Below are 16,334 nucleotides of genomic sequence, written 5' to 3' on the forward strand. Positions count from 1 at the left end.
CCGATATCCCCCATACGGTGCGTTGGCCCGCAGCGCGTAACGCACCGATTCGGCAATCAACCCCTACTCGGCGTTGGCCACGCGCAGCGTGCCGCCGTGCTCGTCCAGGTTGGCCTGCATGCGCTCGGCGTACCAGGCGACAAACTCCACGACACCGAACTCGAAGGTAGGGGAATACGGCCCCGGCTCATAGGCCCGGGAATTGACGCCGCGCTGGTTCTCTTCCGCGAGACGCCGGTCCTGGTCGTTGGTGGCGTCCCAGACCTTGCGCAGCGTCTCTACCTCGTAGTCAACGCCTTCCACCGCATCCTTGTGCACCAGCCACTTGGTGGTGACCTGGGTACGCTGCGGGCCAAGGGGTAGAACGCGAAACACCACCGCATGGTCGGCCATGAAGTGATTCCAGGAGTTTGGCAGATGAAGGATGCGCAAGACGCCCGCATCCACCCCGGGGGCGATGCCCAGCCTTCGGCCGCAGGCGGGTTTGCCGTCCATGGTCATGGACACCGTGCCGTCCAGCAACGGGGTGCGGGTCATGCGATTGCGCTTTCCGAAACGGGCCAGCTCGTAGGGGAGGTCACAGGCGTCCCACTGCCGCTGCCTGCGGGCCACCATGTCCCGGTAGGCCGGGGTTGCCTTGGGGTCGTCGGTATCGTCGAACTCCATCAAGGAGTTGAGCAGTTCCGGGTGTGAACCGCTGCAGTGATAACACTCGCGATTGTTCTCGATGACCAGCTTCCAGTTGGCCTCCTCGATGATGCTGGACTCCGCCGCGACCTTGACCTGATCCATGTGGTGGGGTGCCAGATAGCGGTCCAGCGCCTGCAGAAACTCATCGACGGCCGGCGCGCGCTCACCCAGGCATACGAAGATATAGCCGCCCGCAGTGCGGACGTGCACCGGCTTCAGGCCGAAGGCATGCAGGTCAAAGTCCGGCCCCATGTCATTGCCGGCAAAGAGCAGCCGGCCATCCAGCTCGTAGGTCCACTGGTGGTATGGGCAGACCAGCTTCGCCACCTTGCCGCTACCCCGCGTGCAAAGCCGCGAACCACGGTGACGACACACGTTGTGGAAGGCGTGAATGGCACCATCCTGCCCGCGTACGACCACCACCGGGTTGTCACCGACATCCAGGGTGAAGTAGCTGCCCTTGGTGGGTATTTCGCAAGTCATTCCGGCAAACAACCACTCCTTCTCGAAAATCTCCTGCAAATCAAGCTGGAACAGCCGCTCGTCGTTGTAGAACGCCGCCGGCAGCGAGTAAGCGGCGTCGCGCTCGGCGAGCATGCGCAGTGCGGCAGACCGGACTCCGGCAAGGGGATCTTCCAGCAGATTGCGGAAAGCAGAACTCATGGCGTTGCGTCCTTCTCGTTAAGCGCCCAATCAGTTGTCGCGATGCTCGGATTCTGCCTCTCTACACGCCTGTTCGATTGTCTGCGGACGACACGGGCTGCACCGCCACCGACGTACACGGAGCAGTGCGGATGGCGTGGATACGCGGGTGTCGCAAACAGGCAAGCGGGGGTGCGGGCGGGCGCAGAGAATACAGCCACCCGAGACAACCCACGGCGCGAGAGATACGGCCATGACCCTGAGCTTTCTGAACCCGGTCACGACACAGACCTGGACCAATGGCCGTCACGTGGTGCGCTGCGTGAAGGTGATTCAGGAAACCTGGGACGTACGCACCTTCTGCTTCATGGCGGAACAGCCGGTACTGTTTTTCTTCAAGCCGGGACAGTTCGTCACCCTGGAGCTGGATATCGACGGCGACACGGTACTGCGCTCCTACACCATCTCCAGTTCACCGTCAGTGCCCTACAGTTTTTCCATCACCGTGAAGCGCCTGCCCGGCGGCCACGTCTCGAACTGGCTGCATGACCGCATGAAGGAAGGCACCGAACTCGCGGTGCACGGGCCGGTGGGCAATTTCAATTGCATCGACTACCCGGCGGACAAGGTGCTGATGCTCTCCGGCGGCGTGGGCATCACGCCATTGATGTCCATGGCGCGCTGGTTCTTCGACACCAACGCCAACGTCAACGTGGCCTTCGTACACAGCGCCCGTACGCCCAAGGACATCATCTACCACCGCGAACTCGAGCACATGGCCTCCCGCATCCCCGAACTGTCGCTGCACATCATTTGCGAACGGCGGGATATCGGTGAGGCCTGGTCCGGCTACCGCGGCTTTCTCAACCGGGCCATGCTGCAGCTCATGGCGCCGGATTACCTGGAACGTGAGATCTTCTGCTGCGGGCCCACGCCCTACATGGCGGCGATACGCCAGATGCTCGGCGAAGACGGCTTCGACATGAGCCACTACCACCAGGAGAGCTTTGGTGCGACCCCGGCGGATATTCGTGACGAGGTGCTGGAGCTTGCCGGGCTGGCCGAGGCGGAAGCGGAAATATCAGAGACTACGGACCTGCGCACCGTGGAGTTCAGCGCCACCGGCAAGAGCATCCGCGTCGGCCCGACCGAGACGGTGCATGCCGCCGCCGCCAAGCTGGGGCTGCATATTCCCAAGGCCTGCGGCATGGGCATCTGCGGCACCTGCCGTGTGCCTCTCGTATCGGGCACTGTGCGCATGGAGCACAACGGCGGCATTACTGAAGAGGATGAGGCCGACGGATACATCCTCTCCTGTTGCAGCAAACCGCTGGGAGACGTGGTGGTTGATTATTGATCCCGCCTTTTCGAGGATGAAGACAACGTAGTGGGGAGCACAACCATGGAACGCTATTCGGGTTTCGGCCTGGTCAAGCACGGCCTGCGCTACCACGAGAACTGGCAGCGGGTCTGGCGCAATCCGGAGCCGAAAAAGGAGTACGACGTCATCGTCGTGGGTGGCGGCGGCCATGGCTTGGCGACTGCCTACTATCTGGCCAGGGAGCACGGTATCACCAACGTGGCGGTGATCGAAAAGGGCTGGCTCGGCGGCGGCAACACCGCCCGCAATACAACCATCGTGCGCTCCAATTACCTGTGGGATGAATCGGCGGCGCTCTACGAGCACTCGCTCAAGCTCTGGGAAGGGCTGTCCCAGGAACTCAACTACAACGTCATGTTCTCGCAGCGCGGCGTCATGAACCTGGGCCACACCCTGCAGGACATGCGCGACATCCAGCGGCGGGTCAACGCCAATCGCCTGAACGGCATCGACAGCGAGGTCATCGACCCGCAGCAGATCAAGGAAATCGTGCCGGCGATGGACTGTTCGGCGAACCGCCGTTATCCGGTGCTGGGCGCCTCCTGGCAACCCAGGGCCGGTGTTGCCCGCCACGATGCCGTGGCCTGGGGCTTCGCCCGGGGAGCGGACTCCCGGGGCGTGGACCTGTTGCAGCAAACGGCCGTCACCGGCATTCGCGAGAAGGACGGCAAGGTACTGGGCGTGGAAACCAATCGCGGGTTCATTGGTGCGAGAACCGTGGGCTGCGTGGTCGCGGGCAACTCCGGCGTGTTGGCCGGTATGGCGGGACTCAAGCTGCCCATCGAATCCCACCCGCTGCAGGCGCTGGTCTCCGAGCCCATCAAGCCGGTGCTGGATACCGTGGTCATGTCTAACCACGTTCACGGCTACATCAGCCAATCCGACAAGGGCGACCTGGTCATCGGTGCGGGCATCGACAGCTACAACGGCTACGGCCAGCGCGGCAGCTACCCCACCATCGAGCACACCCTGCAGGCCATCGTGGAACTTTTCCCAAGCTTCTCCCGGGTACGCATGAACCGCCAGTGGGGCGGCATCGTGGATACCTGCCCGGACGCCTGCCCGATCCTCTCGGCCACACCCATCGAGGGGCTGTTCTTCAACTGCGGCTGGGGCACCGGCGGCTTCAAGGCCACGCCGGGCTCCGGGCACGTGTTCGCCTGGACGCTGGCCCATGGCAAGGCGCACCCCATCGCCGAGCCGTTTTCCATCGACCGCTTCAATACCGGGGCGCTCATCGACGAGCACGGCGCCGCCGGCGTCGCACACTGAGGAGCCGGCCATGCTGCATATCTACTGCCCCCATTGCGGTGAAACCCGCGAGGAAGTGGAATTCCACTACAAGGGCGAGGCGCACCTGAAGCGACCCGACGATCCGGACGCGGCAAGCGACGAGCAATGGGGCGACTTCCTGTTTTTCCGCAAGAATCCCCGGGGTATCCACCATGAGATGTGGTACCACACCAGCTGTCGCAAGTTCTTCAACGTCACCCGGGACACGGTGAGCTACGAGATCCTGGAGGTCTACCGGATCGGCGAGCAGCCGGCGGTGACCGCTGACGGCCTTGCCCAAGGAGCCCACTGATGAGCCAGGTGAACCGCCTCACCGACGGCGGCCGGATTGATCGTGGGCGCCCACTGACCTTCACCTTCAATGGTCAGTCCTACCAGGGCTTTGCCGGCGACACCCTGGCCTCGGCACTCATCGCCAACGGCGTGGACGTGGTCAATCGCAGTTTCAAGTACTCGCGCCCCCGGGGCATCGTCGCTGCCGGGGCCGAGGAACCGAACGCGGTACTCCAACTAGGCAGCCACGAGGCGGCGCAGGTACCCAACGTGCGCGCCACCCAGCAGCCGCTTTACGACGGCCTGGTGGCGGCGAGCACCAACGGCTGGCCCAGTGTCGAGCGCGACGCCATGGCGGTTCTTGGCAAGATGGGCGCTCGCTTCATGCCCGCCGGCTTCTACTACAAGACCTTCATGGCACCCCAGTCCATGTGGCTGACCTACGAGAAGTACATCCGCAAGGCCGCAGGCCTGGGCCGTGCGCCGAAGGAACCCGACGTGGACATCTACGACCACGTGCACCGGCACTGCGATGTGCTGGTGGTGGGCGGCGGCCCGGCGGGGCTGATGGCGGCACTGGCCGCCGCCCGCAGCGGCGCCCGGGTCATCCTGGCGGACGAAGACGAGACCTTCGGCGGCTGGCTGCAGGCCTGCACCGAGACCGTCGGCGATCTGCCCGCCATGGACTGGGTGGCGAAGGTGCTGGACGAGCTCGCCGCAATGCCGGACGTGCTGCTCCTTCCCCGGACCACGGCCAACGGCTACCACGATCACAACTTCGTCACCCTGCACGAGCGCTGCACCGACCACCTGGGCGAATCCGCGCCCGTCAACGATGGTCGAAAGCAGGCCCGTCATCGCATGCATCAGGTGCGAGCCAGGCAGGTCGTGCTGGCCACCGGTGCCCACGAGCGGCCACTAGTCTACGGCGATAACGACATTCCCGGCAACATGATCGCCAGCGCCCTGTCCGCCTACATCCACCGCTATGGCGTGGTGCCGGGCAACCGCCTGGTCCTGTCGGTCACCAACGACCATGCCTACCGGGCGGCGCTGGACTGGAAGCGCGCCGGCCGCGAGGTAGTGGCCATCGTCGATGCTCGCCCCGGCCCCGGCGGCGAGCTGGTGCAGATGGCCCGGGACCAGGGTATCGAGGTGATCACCGGCAGCGCCGTCATCGAGGCCCAAGGTGGCAAGCGGGTCACCGGCGCCCGGGTAGCGCGCATCGACGCGGAGCAGTTTCGGGTCACCGGCGACACCCATGTGATTGCCTGCGACACCATCGCCAGCTCCGGCGGCTACAGCCCGGTGGTGCATCTGGCCGCCCATACCGGCAGTCGTCCAGTCTGGAACGATGACATCCTCGGCTTTGTGCCGGGGGCGGTGAAAGGCATGCATGCCGCCGGCGGCGCAAACGGTATCTATGCACTCCCGGCGGTGCTGGCGGACGGCCTGCAGGTGGGCCTGCAGGCGGCGGTGGCCGCCGGGTTCGATGGCGCCGAACCCATCACACCGCCGGAAGCAAGGCAGTGGGTGGAGGAGCCCCAGGCAGCGCTCTATCAGGTTCCCCACGAGAAGCCCACCATGCGGGCACCCAAGCAGTTCGTGGATCTGCAGAACGACGTCACGGCGGCGGGCATCGAGCTTGCCACCCGAGAGGGTTTCGAATCCATCGAGCACGTCAAACGCTACACCGCCATGGGCTTCGGCACCGATCAGGGCAAGCTCGGCAATATCAACGGCATGGCCATCACCGCCCGCTGCCTAGGCCAGACCATCCCGGAGACCGGCACCACGGTGTTCCGGCCGAACTACACACCGGTGCCCTTCGGCGCTGTGGTGGGGCGACACTGTAAAGAGCTGTTCGACCCCATCCGCTACACGGCCATGCACCAGTGGCATGTTGAACAGGGTGCGCTGTTCGAGGACGTGGGCCAGTGGAAGCGGCCTTGGTATTTCCCCAGGGCCGGGGAAACCATGGATGAAGCCGTGCGCCGTGAATGCCTCGCCGTGCGCACCGGGGTGGGCATCATGGACGCCTCGACCCTGGGCAAGATCGACATCCAGGGGCCGGACGCACGGCGCTTCCTCGGCCTCATCTATGCCAATGCCTGGGAAAAGCTGCCGGTGGGCAAGGGCCGCTACGGCCTCATGCTGAAGGACGACGGCATGGTCATGGACGACGGCGTCACCATGTGCCTGGCCGACAACCACTTCCTGATGACCACCACCACCGGCGGCGCCGCCGCCATCCTCGAGTGGCTGGAACTTTGGCACCAGACCGAGTGGCCGGAGCTGCAGGTCACCTTGACCTCGGTGACGGATCACTGGGCCACCATCGCACTGAACGGCCCCCGGTCCCGGGAACTGCTTAGCGAACTGACGGATGACATCGACCTCTCCGGCGACGCCTTCAAGTTCATGGAATGGCGCCAGGGCACCGTGGCCGGCGTGCCGGCGCGGGTCTGCCGCATCTCGTTCACTGGCGAACTGTCCTTCGAGGTGAACGTGCAGGCCAACTACGGCATGCACGTCTGGAAGGCGCTGGTGGACAAGGGTGCCGGCTACGATTTGACCCCCTACGGCACCGAGACCATGCACGTGCTGCGGGCGGAGAAGGGGTTCATCATCGTCGGCCAGGACACCGACGGCTCGGTAACCCCGGAGGACCTGGGCATGCATTGGGCCATCGGCTACAAGAAACCGCTGCCCTGGGTGGGAAAGCGCGGGCTCACCCGCCCCGATACCCAGCGCACGGACCGAAAGCAGCTGGTGGGCCTGAAACCCGTCGACCCCACCGTGGTGCTGGAGGAGGGTGCGCAGGTCGTGTTCGACCCGGCCCAGGCCATTCCCATGACCATGGTGGGACACGTCACATCAAGCTACTACAGCCCGTCACTGGGCCACGGCTTTGCGCTGGCGGTGGTGAGAGGCGGTCGCGACCGAACAGGCGAGCATGTCTATCTGCCCATGGCCGACGGCAAGACTCACGAAGCCGAGATCGTCAGCCCTGTGTTCTACGACCCGGAAGGAGCACGCCAGCATGTCTGAAGCCAAGGTGGCATTGATGGAACAGCACCCCGGCACGGATGCCACGGCCGAGTCACCCCTGCACCATACCTTGCGGGACAGCCCGGCCACAGGCAGCCCCGGCGTCATACTCCGTGAACGGGCACTGCTCGGGCATCTCGTGCTGCGAGGCGATGCCGGTAACGCCGCATTTCGCGATGGCGCGGCGACCGCCCTGGGAACCGCCCTGCCCCTGGAACCCCTCAGCCTGGTGACGCATGGCGACATACAGGTGCAGTGGATAAGCCCGGATGAATGGCTCGTGATCCTGCCGGGCGGCAGGGAACACAACCTGGAAGTCGCCCTGCGCGACGCTCTCTCAGGCCACTACTCGGTGGTCAATGTCAGCGGCGGACAGACCGTAATCCACATGCAGGGCCCGAACGCCCGGGACGTGCTGATGAAGTCGGCACCCTATAATTTCCACCCGCGCAACTTTCCAGTGGGCAAGGGTGTTGTGACCGTATTCGCCAAAGCAGGTGCCAATATTCGCCGTGTGGACGAAAACGCCTGGGAACTGGTGGTACGCCGCAGCTTCGCCGACTACGTCTGGCGCTGGCTACTGGACGCTGGCGAAGAGTACGGAGTGGCGGTGGAGGCATCATGAGCAGGGCGCCGAACACCTGGATCATCACCGCCCAGTGCCCCAGCCGGATCGGCACGGTGGACGTGGTCACCCGCTACCTGCGGGAGAGCGAGTGCTACATCACCGAACTCAACTCGTTCGACGACCATGAAACCGGGCAGTTCTACATCCGCGCCGAATTCCGCCCCGGAGACGGATTCGATGGCGGTGACTTCCGCGACGGCTTTCAGCCCAGGGCCGCGGGCTTCGACATGCAGTTCGACCTGACACCGCCGGACTACAGGCCACCGGTGGTCATCATGGTGTCGAAATCGGACCACTGCCTGAACGACCTGCTCTACCGCCACCGCATCGGCCAGCTCAACATGGACATCCGCGCGGTGATCTCGAACCATCCCGACCTGCGTGAGCTCACCGAGTGGCACGGCATCCCCTACCATCACCTGCCGGTGAGCGCCGAGACGCGGGAGCAGCAGGAAGCGCAGGTCTGGGACGTGATCCAGGAAACCGGGGCGGAGCTGGTGATCCTCGCCCGCTACATGCAGGTGCTCTCCCCGGCACTGTGCACCAGGCTCGAAGGCTGGGCCATCAACATTCACCACTCGCTGCTGCCCGGCTTCAAGGGGGCACGCCCCTATCATCAGGCCTATCGCAAGGGTGTGAAGCTGGTGGGGGCTACAGCGCACTACATCAACAATGACCTGGACGAAGGCCCCATCATCACCCAGGGAGTCGAGCCGGTTAATCACGCCGACTACCCGGAAGACCTCATCGCCAAGGGCCGTGACATCGAGTGCATCACGCTGGCCCGCGCGGTGGGTCACCACCTGGAGCGGCGGGTGTTTCTCTACGCCGGCAGAACGGTGGTGTTCCAGCCGTAGGGGGAGCTGTACGGCAGGGTCGCACGGCCTGATCGGACTCCGCTCCGGTGCGTTACGGCCTTCGGCCTAACACACCCTACAGCAGGCCTCGATCAGGCACGGCCTGCCGTAGGGTGCCATTAGCGCGCAGCGCGTAACGCACCATCGATTCCACTCGTACCTCCAAACTTTTGTCGATGGTATAGGCGTGACTGGATAGGCATCGTCCGCGCCCGCACCTATGCGCTCAATGACACCCACGATATACTGCCCGCCGATGACGCCTTCATTGCATGGGCCTGTAGCTCAGTTGGTTAGAGCAGGGGACTCATAATCCCTTGGTCCCAGGTTCGAGTCCTGGCGGGCCCACCATATTTTCACGGACTCATGATCTACATTCTCCAAGGCCGTGCGTGTGTAGACACGTGAGCTGTTGTCCTTCGAAATTAGACCAAACATAGCGGCAGCGACGAGCCTGGTTCCTCCCTTGTTTCGGACTTCCGTAGTCGGGGGTTCGCCTCCTCTCTCCGGAACCGAACATATCCACAACTCATGCTGAGTTGGCATAAGTAGTTCTTTTAGTCGTGATGTCGACGAGAGTAATCTCGCCGTCCCATAACTTGGGCTTGGAGTCTTCCGCAACTCACTTTACTGACCAGATTGTTTCCCTTGGACTGAATGGTGACTGCCGGTTTGGCCACGGCTGATCTGCAAATTCCTTAGCCTAGCCTAAAGCGTTAAGGCGGGACGCATTCAGTTCGCCCACGCATAAGTAAACTCGTTGCACATACGCCCCCCAAATGGGGGATGGGCACCGTGCGCCATGGTGGTGCATGCTGGTGTTTCAGCAGCTGCTTTGCCGAAGCAGTGCCACATGGAGGTGATGATGTCCTATTTGCTTGTCTTCAAGCGTTACGCGCCATTCGAATCCTTTGGTGGTGGCTTCCACGGGCGTGGGGACAGTCGGCCCTCCTATCCCGATGTCGCCCGAACCTGGGCGGGCGTCCCGTTCGACCGTTCCGGCGTTACGGGTGCCGGCGTTGGCGCCGCCAGCCCTACAACCCACCGCACGACCCGAAGCAGAGAGTACATTTCCAACGTGCGCGTCACAGTGACCGACGCACGGCTGGAAGACGGCCTCGTACTCTTTACCGCTCACAGCGCCGGATCGAATCCACACCCCATCGCCGTTGGAGCCCCGGACATCGACACGTACATCGATGCCTGCATCCATTTCAACGGCAATGGCCTCACGGTGTCGGGTGTCGTGCGAGGTAACGACTTCCCCAACCTGGAAGTGTTCCTGAAAACGCCGACCGACCGCATTCACCTGCTGCATCACTGGGAGACGAGCCACGGCGGTCTGTCAGGACCATTCCGCCGCTTGTGGGGACGCAAGGAAAAGCAGGTGATCACGCGCTTCTCAACGGACGTGCCCGGAGGCTCCTGACCCTCACCCGGCATCTCTGCTAGCTCGGCCGCCTCCGTTGTCTTGCAGCCCAGCTTACGTGCCGCTGCACGGCGGGGTCGGCCTGCAGGGCTTCCAGGGTGTTCAGCCTGAGCCCCAGGGTGCGTTCGTCATGCAAGCGGTGGATGGCGCGGTGGCAGTCGTGGCAGAGCCAGGTGCCGCGACTGCGCATGTCGGTGATGTCGAAGCGCCTGCGGAAGCTGCTGCGGCGGTGATTCTTGCGGGGAATCAGATGGTGGAAGGTCAATGGCAGGCTGCGGGCGCAAAGGGCGCAAGGGTTTCCCTCTGATCGATCAGCAGTCATACAACTCCACTCCAGGGCCTGGTGGACTTCAACCCAGGCGGCGGCGCAGGGCCCATAACGAAATCGGGGCGAACACGGCGATGAGCGCTACTGCCCAGGCCAGTGACCATAGCGCGGGCTGCAAAACCGGTCCACCGAGCATCAGGCCGCGGGAGGCATCGGCCAGTGTCGACACCGGGTTGGCCAAGACAATGGGCTGCAACCAGCCAGGCATGGTGTCTGCCGGCACGAAGGCGTTGCTGACAAAGGTCACCGGGAACAGCACCGTGAAGCCGAAGATCTGCACGTGTTCCGGGTCCCGCGAGAGTACGCCGACCAGAACCATGGACCAGGACACGGCGAGCGCGACAATCAGCACGAGCACGATCATGCCGATCACGCCCAGCAGCGAAGTCTCCACCCGAAAGCCCAGCAGAAAACCGATCGCCAGCAGGAGCAGAATCCCCCATGCCTGCTTGACCTGATCCGCCAGTATCCGGCCCGCCAGTGGGGCCCAGCGGGCGATGGGCAGCGCCCGCAGCCGGTCGAACACGCCCTGGGTCAGGTCGGTATTCAACCCGTAGCCGACGTAAACGGTGACGAACATGGTGTTCATGACGATCACGCCGGGCAGCATGAACGCCAGGTAGTCGTCCGTCGAGCCGAGTATGGCGCCACCGAAGACGTACAGGAACAACAGCAGAAAGAGGATGGGCTGGATGCTGAAATCGCCCAACTCCCAGGGGTTATGGCGAATCTGCAGCAGGGTTCGCCAGGCAAGGGTGAGCGTCTGCTGCAGGCCTTGCGAGAGGCTGGGCCGGGGTTGCAGATCATTCATGATTCGTCCCCCGTGTTCCCGCCAACGCCGTCTGCGTTCACATGACGACCGGTAATCGACAGGAACACATCGTCCAGGCTCGCACTGCGCAGCATCATCTCGTTTACGGGTATGCCCTCGGCATCGAGTCGACGCAGCACTGCCGGAAGGAGCTCCGGCTCGCCCGTAGGCACGGTCACCCGTAACCCCGACACCTCCGGCACGGCACCGCTCAATTCGGCAACCGCAGCACGAATAGCCGGTACATCCGCTGCGCTGACGGCTCCGACCACCAGGGCACGATGGCCGACCCGGGCCTTGAGCTGTTCCGGCGTGCCGGCGGCGATGACCTGTCCCTGGTCGATCACGACGATGTCATCGGCCAGCTGGTCGGCCTCGTCCAGGTACTGGGTTGTGAGCAACACCGTGGTGCCGTCGTTGACCAGCCCGCGCACCAGATTCCAGAGGTCCATGCGGGCTCGGGGATCAAGCCCGGTTGTGGGTTCATCAAGAAACAGGATGCGGGGTCGGCCGACCAGGCTTGCGGCCAGATCCAGCCGCCGACGCATGCCGCCGGAGTAGGTCTTGGCGGCACGACCCGACGCGTCCGACAGGTTGAAATCAGCCAGCAGCGCATCCGCCCGAGCCCTGGCATCACGGTGCGACAACCCCAGCAGACGGGCAATCATCAACAGGTTTTCCCGCCCGGTGAGGCGCTCGTCCACCGAGGCATACTGACCGGTCAGCCCCACCAGTTGGCGCACCTGATGCGCCTGGGTACGTACGTTGTAGCCACCCACCCAGGCCTCACCGGCGTCGGGTGCGAGCAACGTGGCCAGCACACGCACCACGGTGGTCTTGCCGGCACCGTTGGGGCCGAGCAAACCGAGCACCGTCCCTTCCCGGACGGTCAGGTCAACGCCCGCCAGTGCCCTGGTCACGCCAAAGTTTCTGGCCAGTCCTTTTGCCTCGACCGCGTTGGTCATGCGCATTCTCTCCCGAAAGGGCGGATTCTAGCGCCTGGTTACAGGATTGAAAGGGGACTGCGGTTACTGGAAGCTTCTACTGGCAGAGCAGCCGGACCAACTCGGATTTCCTGGCGATTCCGAGCCGTTCGTAGATGCGGGCCAGGTGGTTACGCACCGTCGAGGGGGCGATACCGAGTTCCCGGGCAACATCCTTGTGGGACAGGCCGCCGGCGAAGCACTCGGCGACCTGCTGTTCCCGATGGGTCATGCACTCCAGCGGGGACAGCACGGTCGCCCGAAGCAGGTAGTAGTTCGCGAAACTTTCGATGCGCAGCTGTATCGCCTGGCCTCGCCACTGCCCCACCGTCGTATCGCACACCTGCAGGATATCTGCTGGCAGCCTGTTGGCGAAGGTACCCCACTCTTCGCGCATGAGATCCCGAAACAAGGGATGGCTGGCCAACACCCAGCCCGCCTGATTGACGATGGCCACACCCTCTCCCGCCGCAGCGCCGCGCATTGCCCAGTTTTCCCTGCACAATCGCAGGGCACTGGAGATGTGCGGCATGAGCAGTTGCTTGCGGTACCGCTGCTCTTCATCGAAGCGGCGCGCAGGATCGGCGCTGCAGAGGCCGACGAAGCTTACGTAGCCGCAAACCGGCTCCGCCATGATGGTCGCCACCATGTTGCGCGCGTCGTGGCGACCCCAGTGCTCGACATAGGCCCGGGAGTGCCGAAAGTCCGGCACATCCTCGAACATGACGCTGTGATTGATGCGCTTTAGCGCAAGGTCACAGTAGGCGTCCTCGGTGGCAACGGCGGACCAGTCGGTGAAGAGGCTGGAGGTCTGATCGATCACCACCACATCGCTGACTTCGCGATCGTCGGCCGCACCGCCGCCCCAGGCACCAAAGTCGAAGTCGATCAGATGGCGCATCTGGGTCAGTGTTCGATGCTGAAAGAGATCCGGCCTCAATTGGTGTGCATCGCGATAGAGTGCGAGAAGAAACTCGCTGATCCTGCCAATCTCAGCAGTCACTGGCCCCCCGGCTACTTCCCTTGCTGACTTTTTTATCCTGCCGACCGCTGCCCGATTTCCACCAGAAGCCTCAGGCGCGACCCTATGTATTTGTTTTCACAATAGCACACAGCGATTTGCGGTCATGGCAATGGTGCAGTTGCACTATTTCACTCATGCCCTGTTGCCGCTCCAATAAAACGGTCGCGATGCGCGACTGAGCAGAAAATCGGGGGGAATCAGGGTATGGACAGGACTTTGCGATTGATTGGGCTATCGATGATCACCGGGCTACTCGTCGGCTGCATAGGCGGTGGTGGCGGCGGCGGGGGCGGTGGATCATCCAACGGGAGCGACGGATCCGGCGGGGGCGGCAGCGGAAGCGACGGGGGTACTACAACACTCGCCGCCATCGACCCCCCGCATTTTTTTGCCGGCAACGACGGTAGCAGCGGCAACCCGGAGGCATCCCAGCTCTGGCTCACCGATGGCACCGAGGACGGCACCGTCATGGTCCGGGACATTCACCCCAGCGGTGACGCCGCCATCGACGAGTTCACACGGCTCGGTGGTGCGCTTTACTTCGTGGCCGATGACGGCACCGGCGCCGGCCCGCAATTGTGGAAAAGCGATGGTACCGAGAGTGGTACCGGGATGGTGAAAGCCATTGATCTGGTGGATGATGCACGTCCGCACTCACTCACCGCCGTCGGCGACACATTGTTCTTCGTCGCCGAAGATGACACGTCCGGAGAGGAACTCTGGAAGAGTGACGGCACCGCCGACGGCACGGTACTGGTGAAGAATATCCGGGGAGTCGATCTGCTGGGTAATCCCGCCGGATCAAGTCCGGTGTCGCTGACAGCCATGGGCGGCACACTGTACTTCGTGGCCAACGACAATGAGGTGGGCCCGGAACTCTGGCGAAGCGACGGTACCGAGGACGGTACCGAGATCGTCAAGGTCATCAGGGAGGGCAGAGACGGGGGCTTGCTGGGTGTCTTCGGTCCGCAGGCCATCGTGGTGGTAGACGACGATATGCTGTACTTCGCCGCCAACGACGGCAACAGCAGCACGGGCGGACAGCTGTGGAAAAGCGACGGAACCGCAGGCGGCACCGTGTTGGTCAAGAACTTCGGTGTGGGCTTTGCGTCCCTGACTGCTGCCGGCGACCAACTGTACCTGTATGCAGGCGGTGACTTCTGGACCAGCGACGGCACCGAGGACGGCACTGTTATCGTGCAGGAGGGCGGTGACGCCGAGGGCACCAACATCGAGTTCTTCGAGTCCGTCTATGCAACTCCCATGGGGGTGATCGGTGACACGGTCTATTTCGCTGCCCGTGATGACACCACTGACGGATTCGCGCTCTGGCGGGGCAATACCTCCGGCGTCAGTGTGGTCGCCAACATCGAGATCGGCCAGGGTGGATTTAACCGCTTCGTGGCGCAACGCATCAGTGTCGAAGGCGCGATTTACTCGTTCACCAATTCAGACGATTTCACCGGGCTTTACAGATTCTGGAGCAGCGATGGAACCGCGAACGGCACGGGAACCGGGCAGCCTTTCTTTCAGCAGACACAGAACAACATGCTGACTGTCGCCGAAGACGGGGAGACGCTCCTGTTCGGTGCCCGCGACCTGGCGACCGGGAAGGAACTCTGGCGCAGTAACGGGGAAGAAGCCGGCACACAGCTGATAACGGAGGTCTGCCCGGGCAACTGCGACGGGTTCATCAGCCACTAGGGAGACCGAGGCCCGGCCCGGGATGCCGGGTCGGGTCGCGTCATCAGCCCTGGTCAGGCTCGTTGAATGCCCGCATGAATCGCCGGTCGATTGAATCCTTCCACCGCCAGATCCAGCCACCCCGGGCACTGAACCAGCCACGGGAGGCAACCGCATAGCGATCACCGGTGCTGATCAGCGCCAGCCAGCGACGCTGGGGAACGAAACGGGTCAGTGTCTCGCCACGCGCCGCCAGGCGCAGGTTTCGGGCCAGTGGCGACCCCTGGCGGACGGCGATCACACCGGCCTTCTCCCGGGGATGATCAACCATGGTGGCGATGTCACCCGCCGCGAACACGGCTGGATCAGTCACCGTCTGTAGCGTCTCGGAGATCTGGATGAAACCCTGCTCATCCAGGGCAAGGCCGGTCTGCGCCAGCCAGGCAGCCCCACCAGCACGGGTCACCCACACCACGTCGTCAGCCGGCAGTTCACGGCCATCGGCGAGCAAGAGTCGCCCAGGCTCCACCGCTGCCGCGGCGACACCTAGGTGCAGTTGCACTCCCCGGGCGTGCAACACCTCCCGGAAGGTCCGCCGCACGCGGGCATTGTGGCTTGCCAGCACATCCGTGCCCCGGTCCACCAGATGGAAGCGCAGCCGGTCCGGGTCCCTGCCCTGGGCCGAGAGCTCCCGGCGCAGCCGGTACTGCATGGCCAACACCATCTCCACGCCGCCGGCGCCAGCCCCCACCACCACGATGCCAGATTCGCCCGCCCCCGCCCTGATGCGCTCAAGCAATGCTTGCCAACGGGTATTGAAGCCGTGGATCGGCTTCACCGGAACGGCGTGTTCACTTGCACCAGCCACGCCACCAAACTGCGGCGTGGAGCCAATGTTGATTGACAGGAGGTCATAGGGCAGCGGCGGGTGTTCGCGACAGAGCACCTGCCGGGAGGCACGATCCAGGGCCACCGCTTCGTCGATAACGAGGTGGGCACCGGCGAAGTCGGCCAGGCGCTGCAGATCAATGTGGACGTCGCTGTAGCTGTAGTGCCCGGCGATATAGCCCGGCAGCATCCCCGAGTACGGCGTATAGCGGTCGCGGGAGATCAGCGTGAGCCCCACGCCGGGCTCCGGCCGTTGACCGAAGCGCTTGAGCACGGCCACCTGGCTGTGCCCCCCGCCGATCAGCACGATCTGCTTGTCCGTCGCTTTCGTCGAGCCTGTCATTGCACCTCGCCCTGCGTGGGGAATCGGCGA

At 63.8% G+C, this 16,334-nt stretch carries 14 protein-coding genes and 1 tRNA gene; 9 read left to right on the forward strand and 6 right to left on the reverse strand.

The window, feature by feature from the left end:
* Positions 1 to 63 precede the first annotated feature (63 nt).
* Positions 64 to 1,353, reverse strand: coding sequence for a glycine betaine monooxygenase oxygenase subunit (gene gbca / locus J2T57_RS01515; protein WP_301289042.1), 1,290 nt, complete (start codon positions 1,351 to 1,353; stop codon positions 64 to 66).
* A 232-nt stretch (positions 1,354 to 1,585) separates the two neighbouring features.
* On the opposite strand from gbca, the gene gbcB reads away from it, so the two are divergent.
* The 8 genes from gbcB (at position 1,586) to J2T57_RS01555 (ending at position 10,244) form a co-directional block, all read left to right on the forward strand.
* Complete coding sequence (gene gbcB, locus J2T57_RS01520; protein WP_253473173.1) at positions 1,586 to 2,689, forward strand: glycine betaine monooxygenase reductase subunit; 1,104 nt, start codon at positions 1,586 to 1,588, stop codon at positions 2,687 to 2,689.
* 45 nt (positions 2,690 to 2,734) lie between these two features.
* A complete protein-coding gene (locus J2T57_RS01525) occupies positions 2,735 to 3,985 on the forward strand; it encodes a sarcosine oxidase subunit beta family protein (protein WP_253473176.1) in 1,251 nt (416 codons plus the stop codon).
* A gap of 10 nt (positions 3,986 to 3,995) precedes the next feature.
* Positions 3,996 to 4,298 (forward strand): sarcosine oxidase subunit delta, encoded by a 303-nt coding sequence (locus J2T57_RS01530; RefSeq protein ID WP_253473178.1) that lies wholly within the window; start codon positions 3,996 to 3,998, stop codon positions 4,296 to 4,298.
* Positions 4,298 to 7,330: a sarcosine oxidase subunit alpha gene (locus tag J2T57_RS01535; protein WP_253473181.1), complete on the forward strand. Its 3,033-nt coding sequence runs from the start codon at positions 4,298 to 4,300 to the stop codon at positions 7,328 to 7,330. Before J2T57_RS01530 ends, J2T57_RS01535 begins: the two co-directional genes overlap by 1 nt.
* Positions 7,323 to 7,955, forward strand: a complete 633-nt coding sequence (locus tag J2T57_RS01540; RefSeq protein ID WP_253473184.1) for a sarcosine oxidase subunit gamma — start codon at positions 7,323 to 7,325, stop codon at positions 7,953 to 7,955. The genes J2T57_RS01535 and J2T57_RS01540 overlap by 8 nt, the downstream gene beginning before the upstream one ends.
* Positions 7,952 to 8,815, forward strand: a complete 864-nt coding sequence (purU, locus tag J2T57_RS01545) for a formyltetrahydrofolate deformylase (RefSeq protein ID WP_253473187.1) — start codon at positions 7,952 to 7,954, stop codon at positions 8,813 to 8,815. The genes J2T57_RS01540 and purU overlap by 4 nt, the downstream gene beginning before the upstream one ends.
* A 274-nt stretch (positions 8,816 to 9,089) precedes the next feature.
* Positions 9,090 to 9,166, forward strand: a tRNA-Ile gene (locus tag J2T57_RS01550).
* A 502-nt stretch (positions 9,167 to 9,668) separates the two neighbouring features.
* Complete coding sequence (locus tag J2T57_RS01555) at positions 9,669 to 10,244, forward strand: hypothetical protein (RefSeq protein ID WP_253473191.1); 576 nt, start codon at positions 9,669 to 9,671, stop codon at positions 10,242 to 10,244.
* A gap of 19 nt (positions 10,245 to 10,263) precedes the next feature.
* Here the strand turns inward: J2T57_RS01555 and J2T57_RS01560 are convergent, their stop codons facing one another.
* The 4 genes from J2T57_RS01560 to J2T57_RS22340 all read right to left on the reverse strand — a co-directional run bounded on the left by J2T57_RS01560 (position 10,264) and on the right by J2T57_RS22340 (position 13,369).
* Positions 10,264 to 10,566: a hypothetical protein gene (locus tag J2T57_RS01560; RefSeq protein WP_253473194.1), complete on the reverse strand. Its 303-nt coding sequence runs from the start codon at positions 10,564 to 10,566 to the stop codon at positions 10,264 to 10,266.
* A 28-nt stretch (positions 10,567 to 10,594) separates the two neighbouring features.
* Positions 10,595 to 11,383, reverse strand: coding sequence for an ABC transporter permease (locus J2T57_RS01565; RefSeq protein WP_253473197.1), 789 nt, complete (start codon positions 11,381 to 11,383; stop codon positions 10,595 to 10,597).
* Positions 11,380 to 12,348 carry an ATP-binding cassette domain-containing protein gene (locus tag J2T57_RS01570; protein WP_253473200.1) on the reverse strand — a complete coding sequence of 323 codons (969 nt, stop codon included), beginning with the start codon at positions 12,346 to 12,348 and terminating at the stop codon, positions 11,380 to 11,382. Before J2T57_RS01570 ends, J2T57_RS01565 begins: the two co-directional genes overlap by 4 nt.
* 76 nt (positions 12,349 to 12,424) lie before the next feature.
* Positions 12,425 to 13,369: a helix-turn-helix transcriptional regulator gene (locus tag J2T57_RS22340; RefSeq protein WP_253473203.1), complete on the reverse strand. Its 945-nt coding sequence runs from the start codon at positions 13,367 to 13,369 to the stop codon at positions 12,425 to 12,427.
* 225 nt (positions 13,370 to 13,594) lie between these two features.
* On the opposite strand from J2T57_RS22340, the gene J2T57_RS01580 reads away from it, so the two are divergent.
* The gene (locus J2T57_RS01580; RefSeq protein WP_253473206.1) at positions 13,595 to 15,094 is read left to right on the forward strand and encodes a hypothetical protein; all 1,500 of its coding nucleotides are present in this window, start codon (positions 13,595 to 13,597) and stop codon (positions 15,092 to 15,094) included.
* A gap of 43 nt (positions 15,095 to 15,137) precedes the next feature.
* On the opposite strand, the gene J2T57_RS01585 is transcribed toward J2T57_RS01580, so the two are convergent.
* A complete protein-coding gene (locus J2T57_RS01585; RefSeq protein WP_253473209.1) occupies positions 15,138 to 16,304 on the reverse strand; it encodes an FAD-dependent oxidoreductase in 1,167 nt (388 codons plus the stop codon).
* Between the last annotated feature and the right edge of the window lie 30 nt (positions 16,305 to 16,334).

It is taken from the genome of Natronocella acetinitrilica (assembly GCF_024170285.1).
Taxonomy (GTDB): domain Bacteria; phylum Pseudomonadota; class Gammaproteobacteria; order Nitrococcales; family Aquisalimonadaceae; genus Natronocella; species Natronocella acetinitrilica.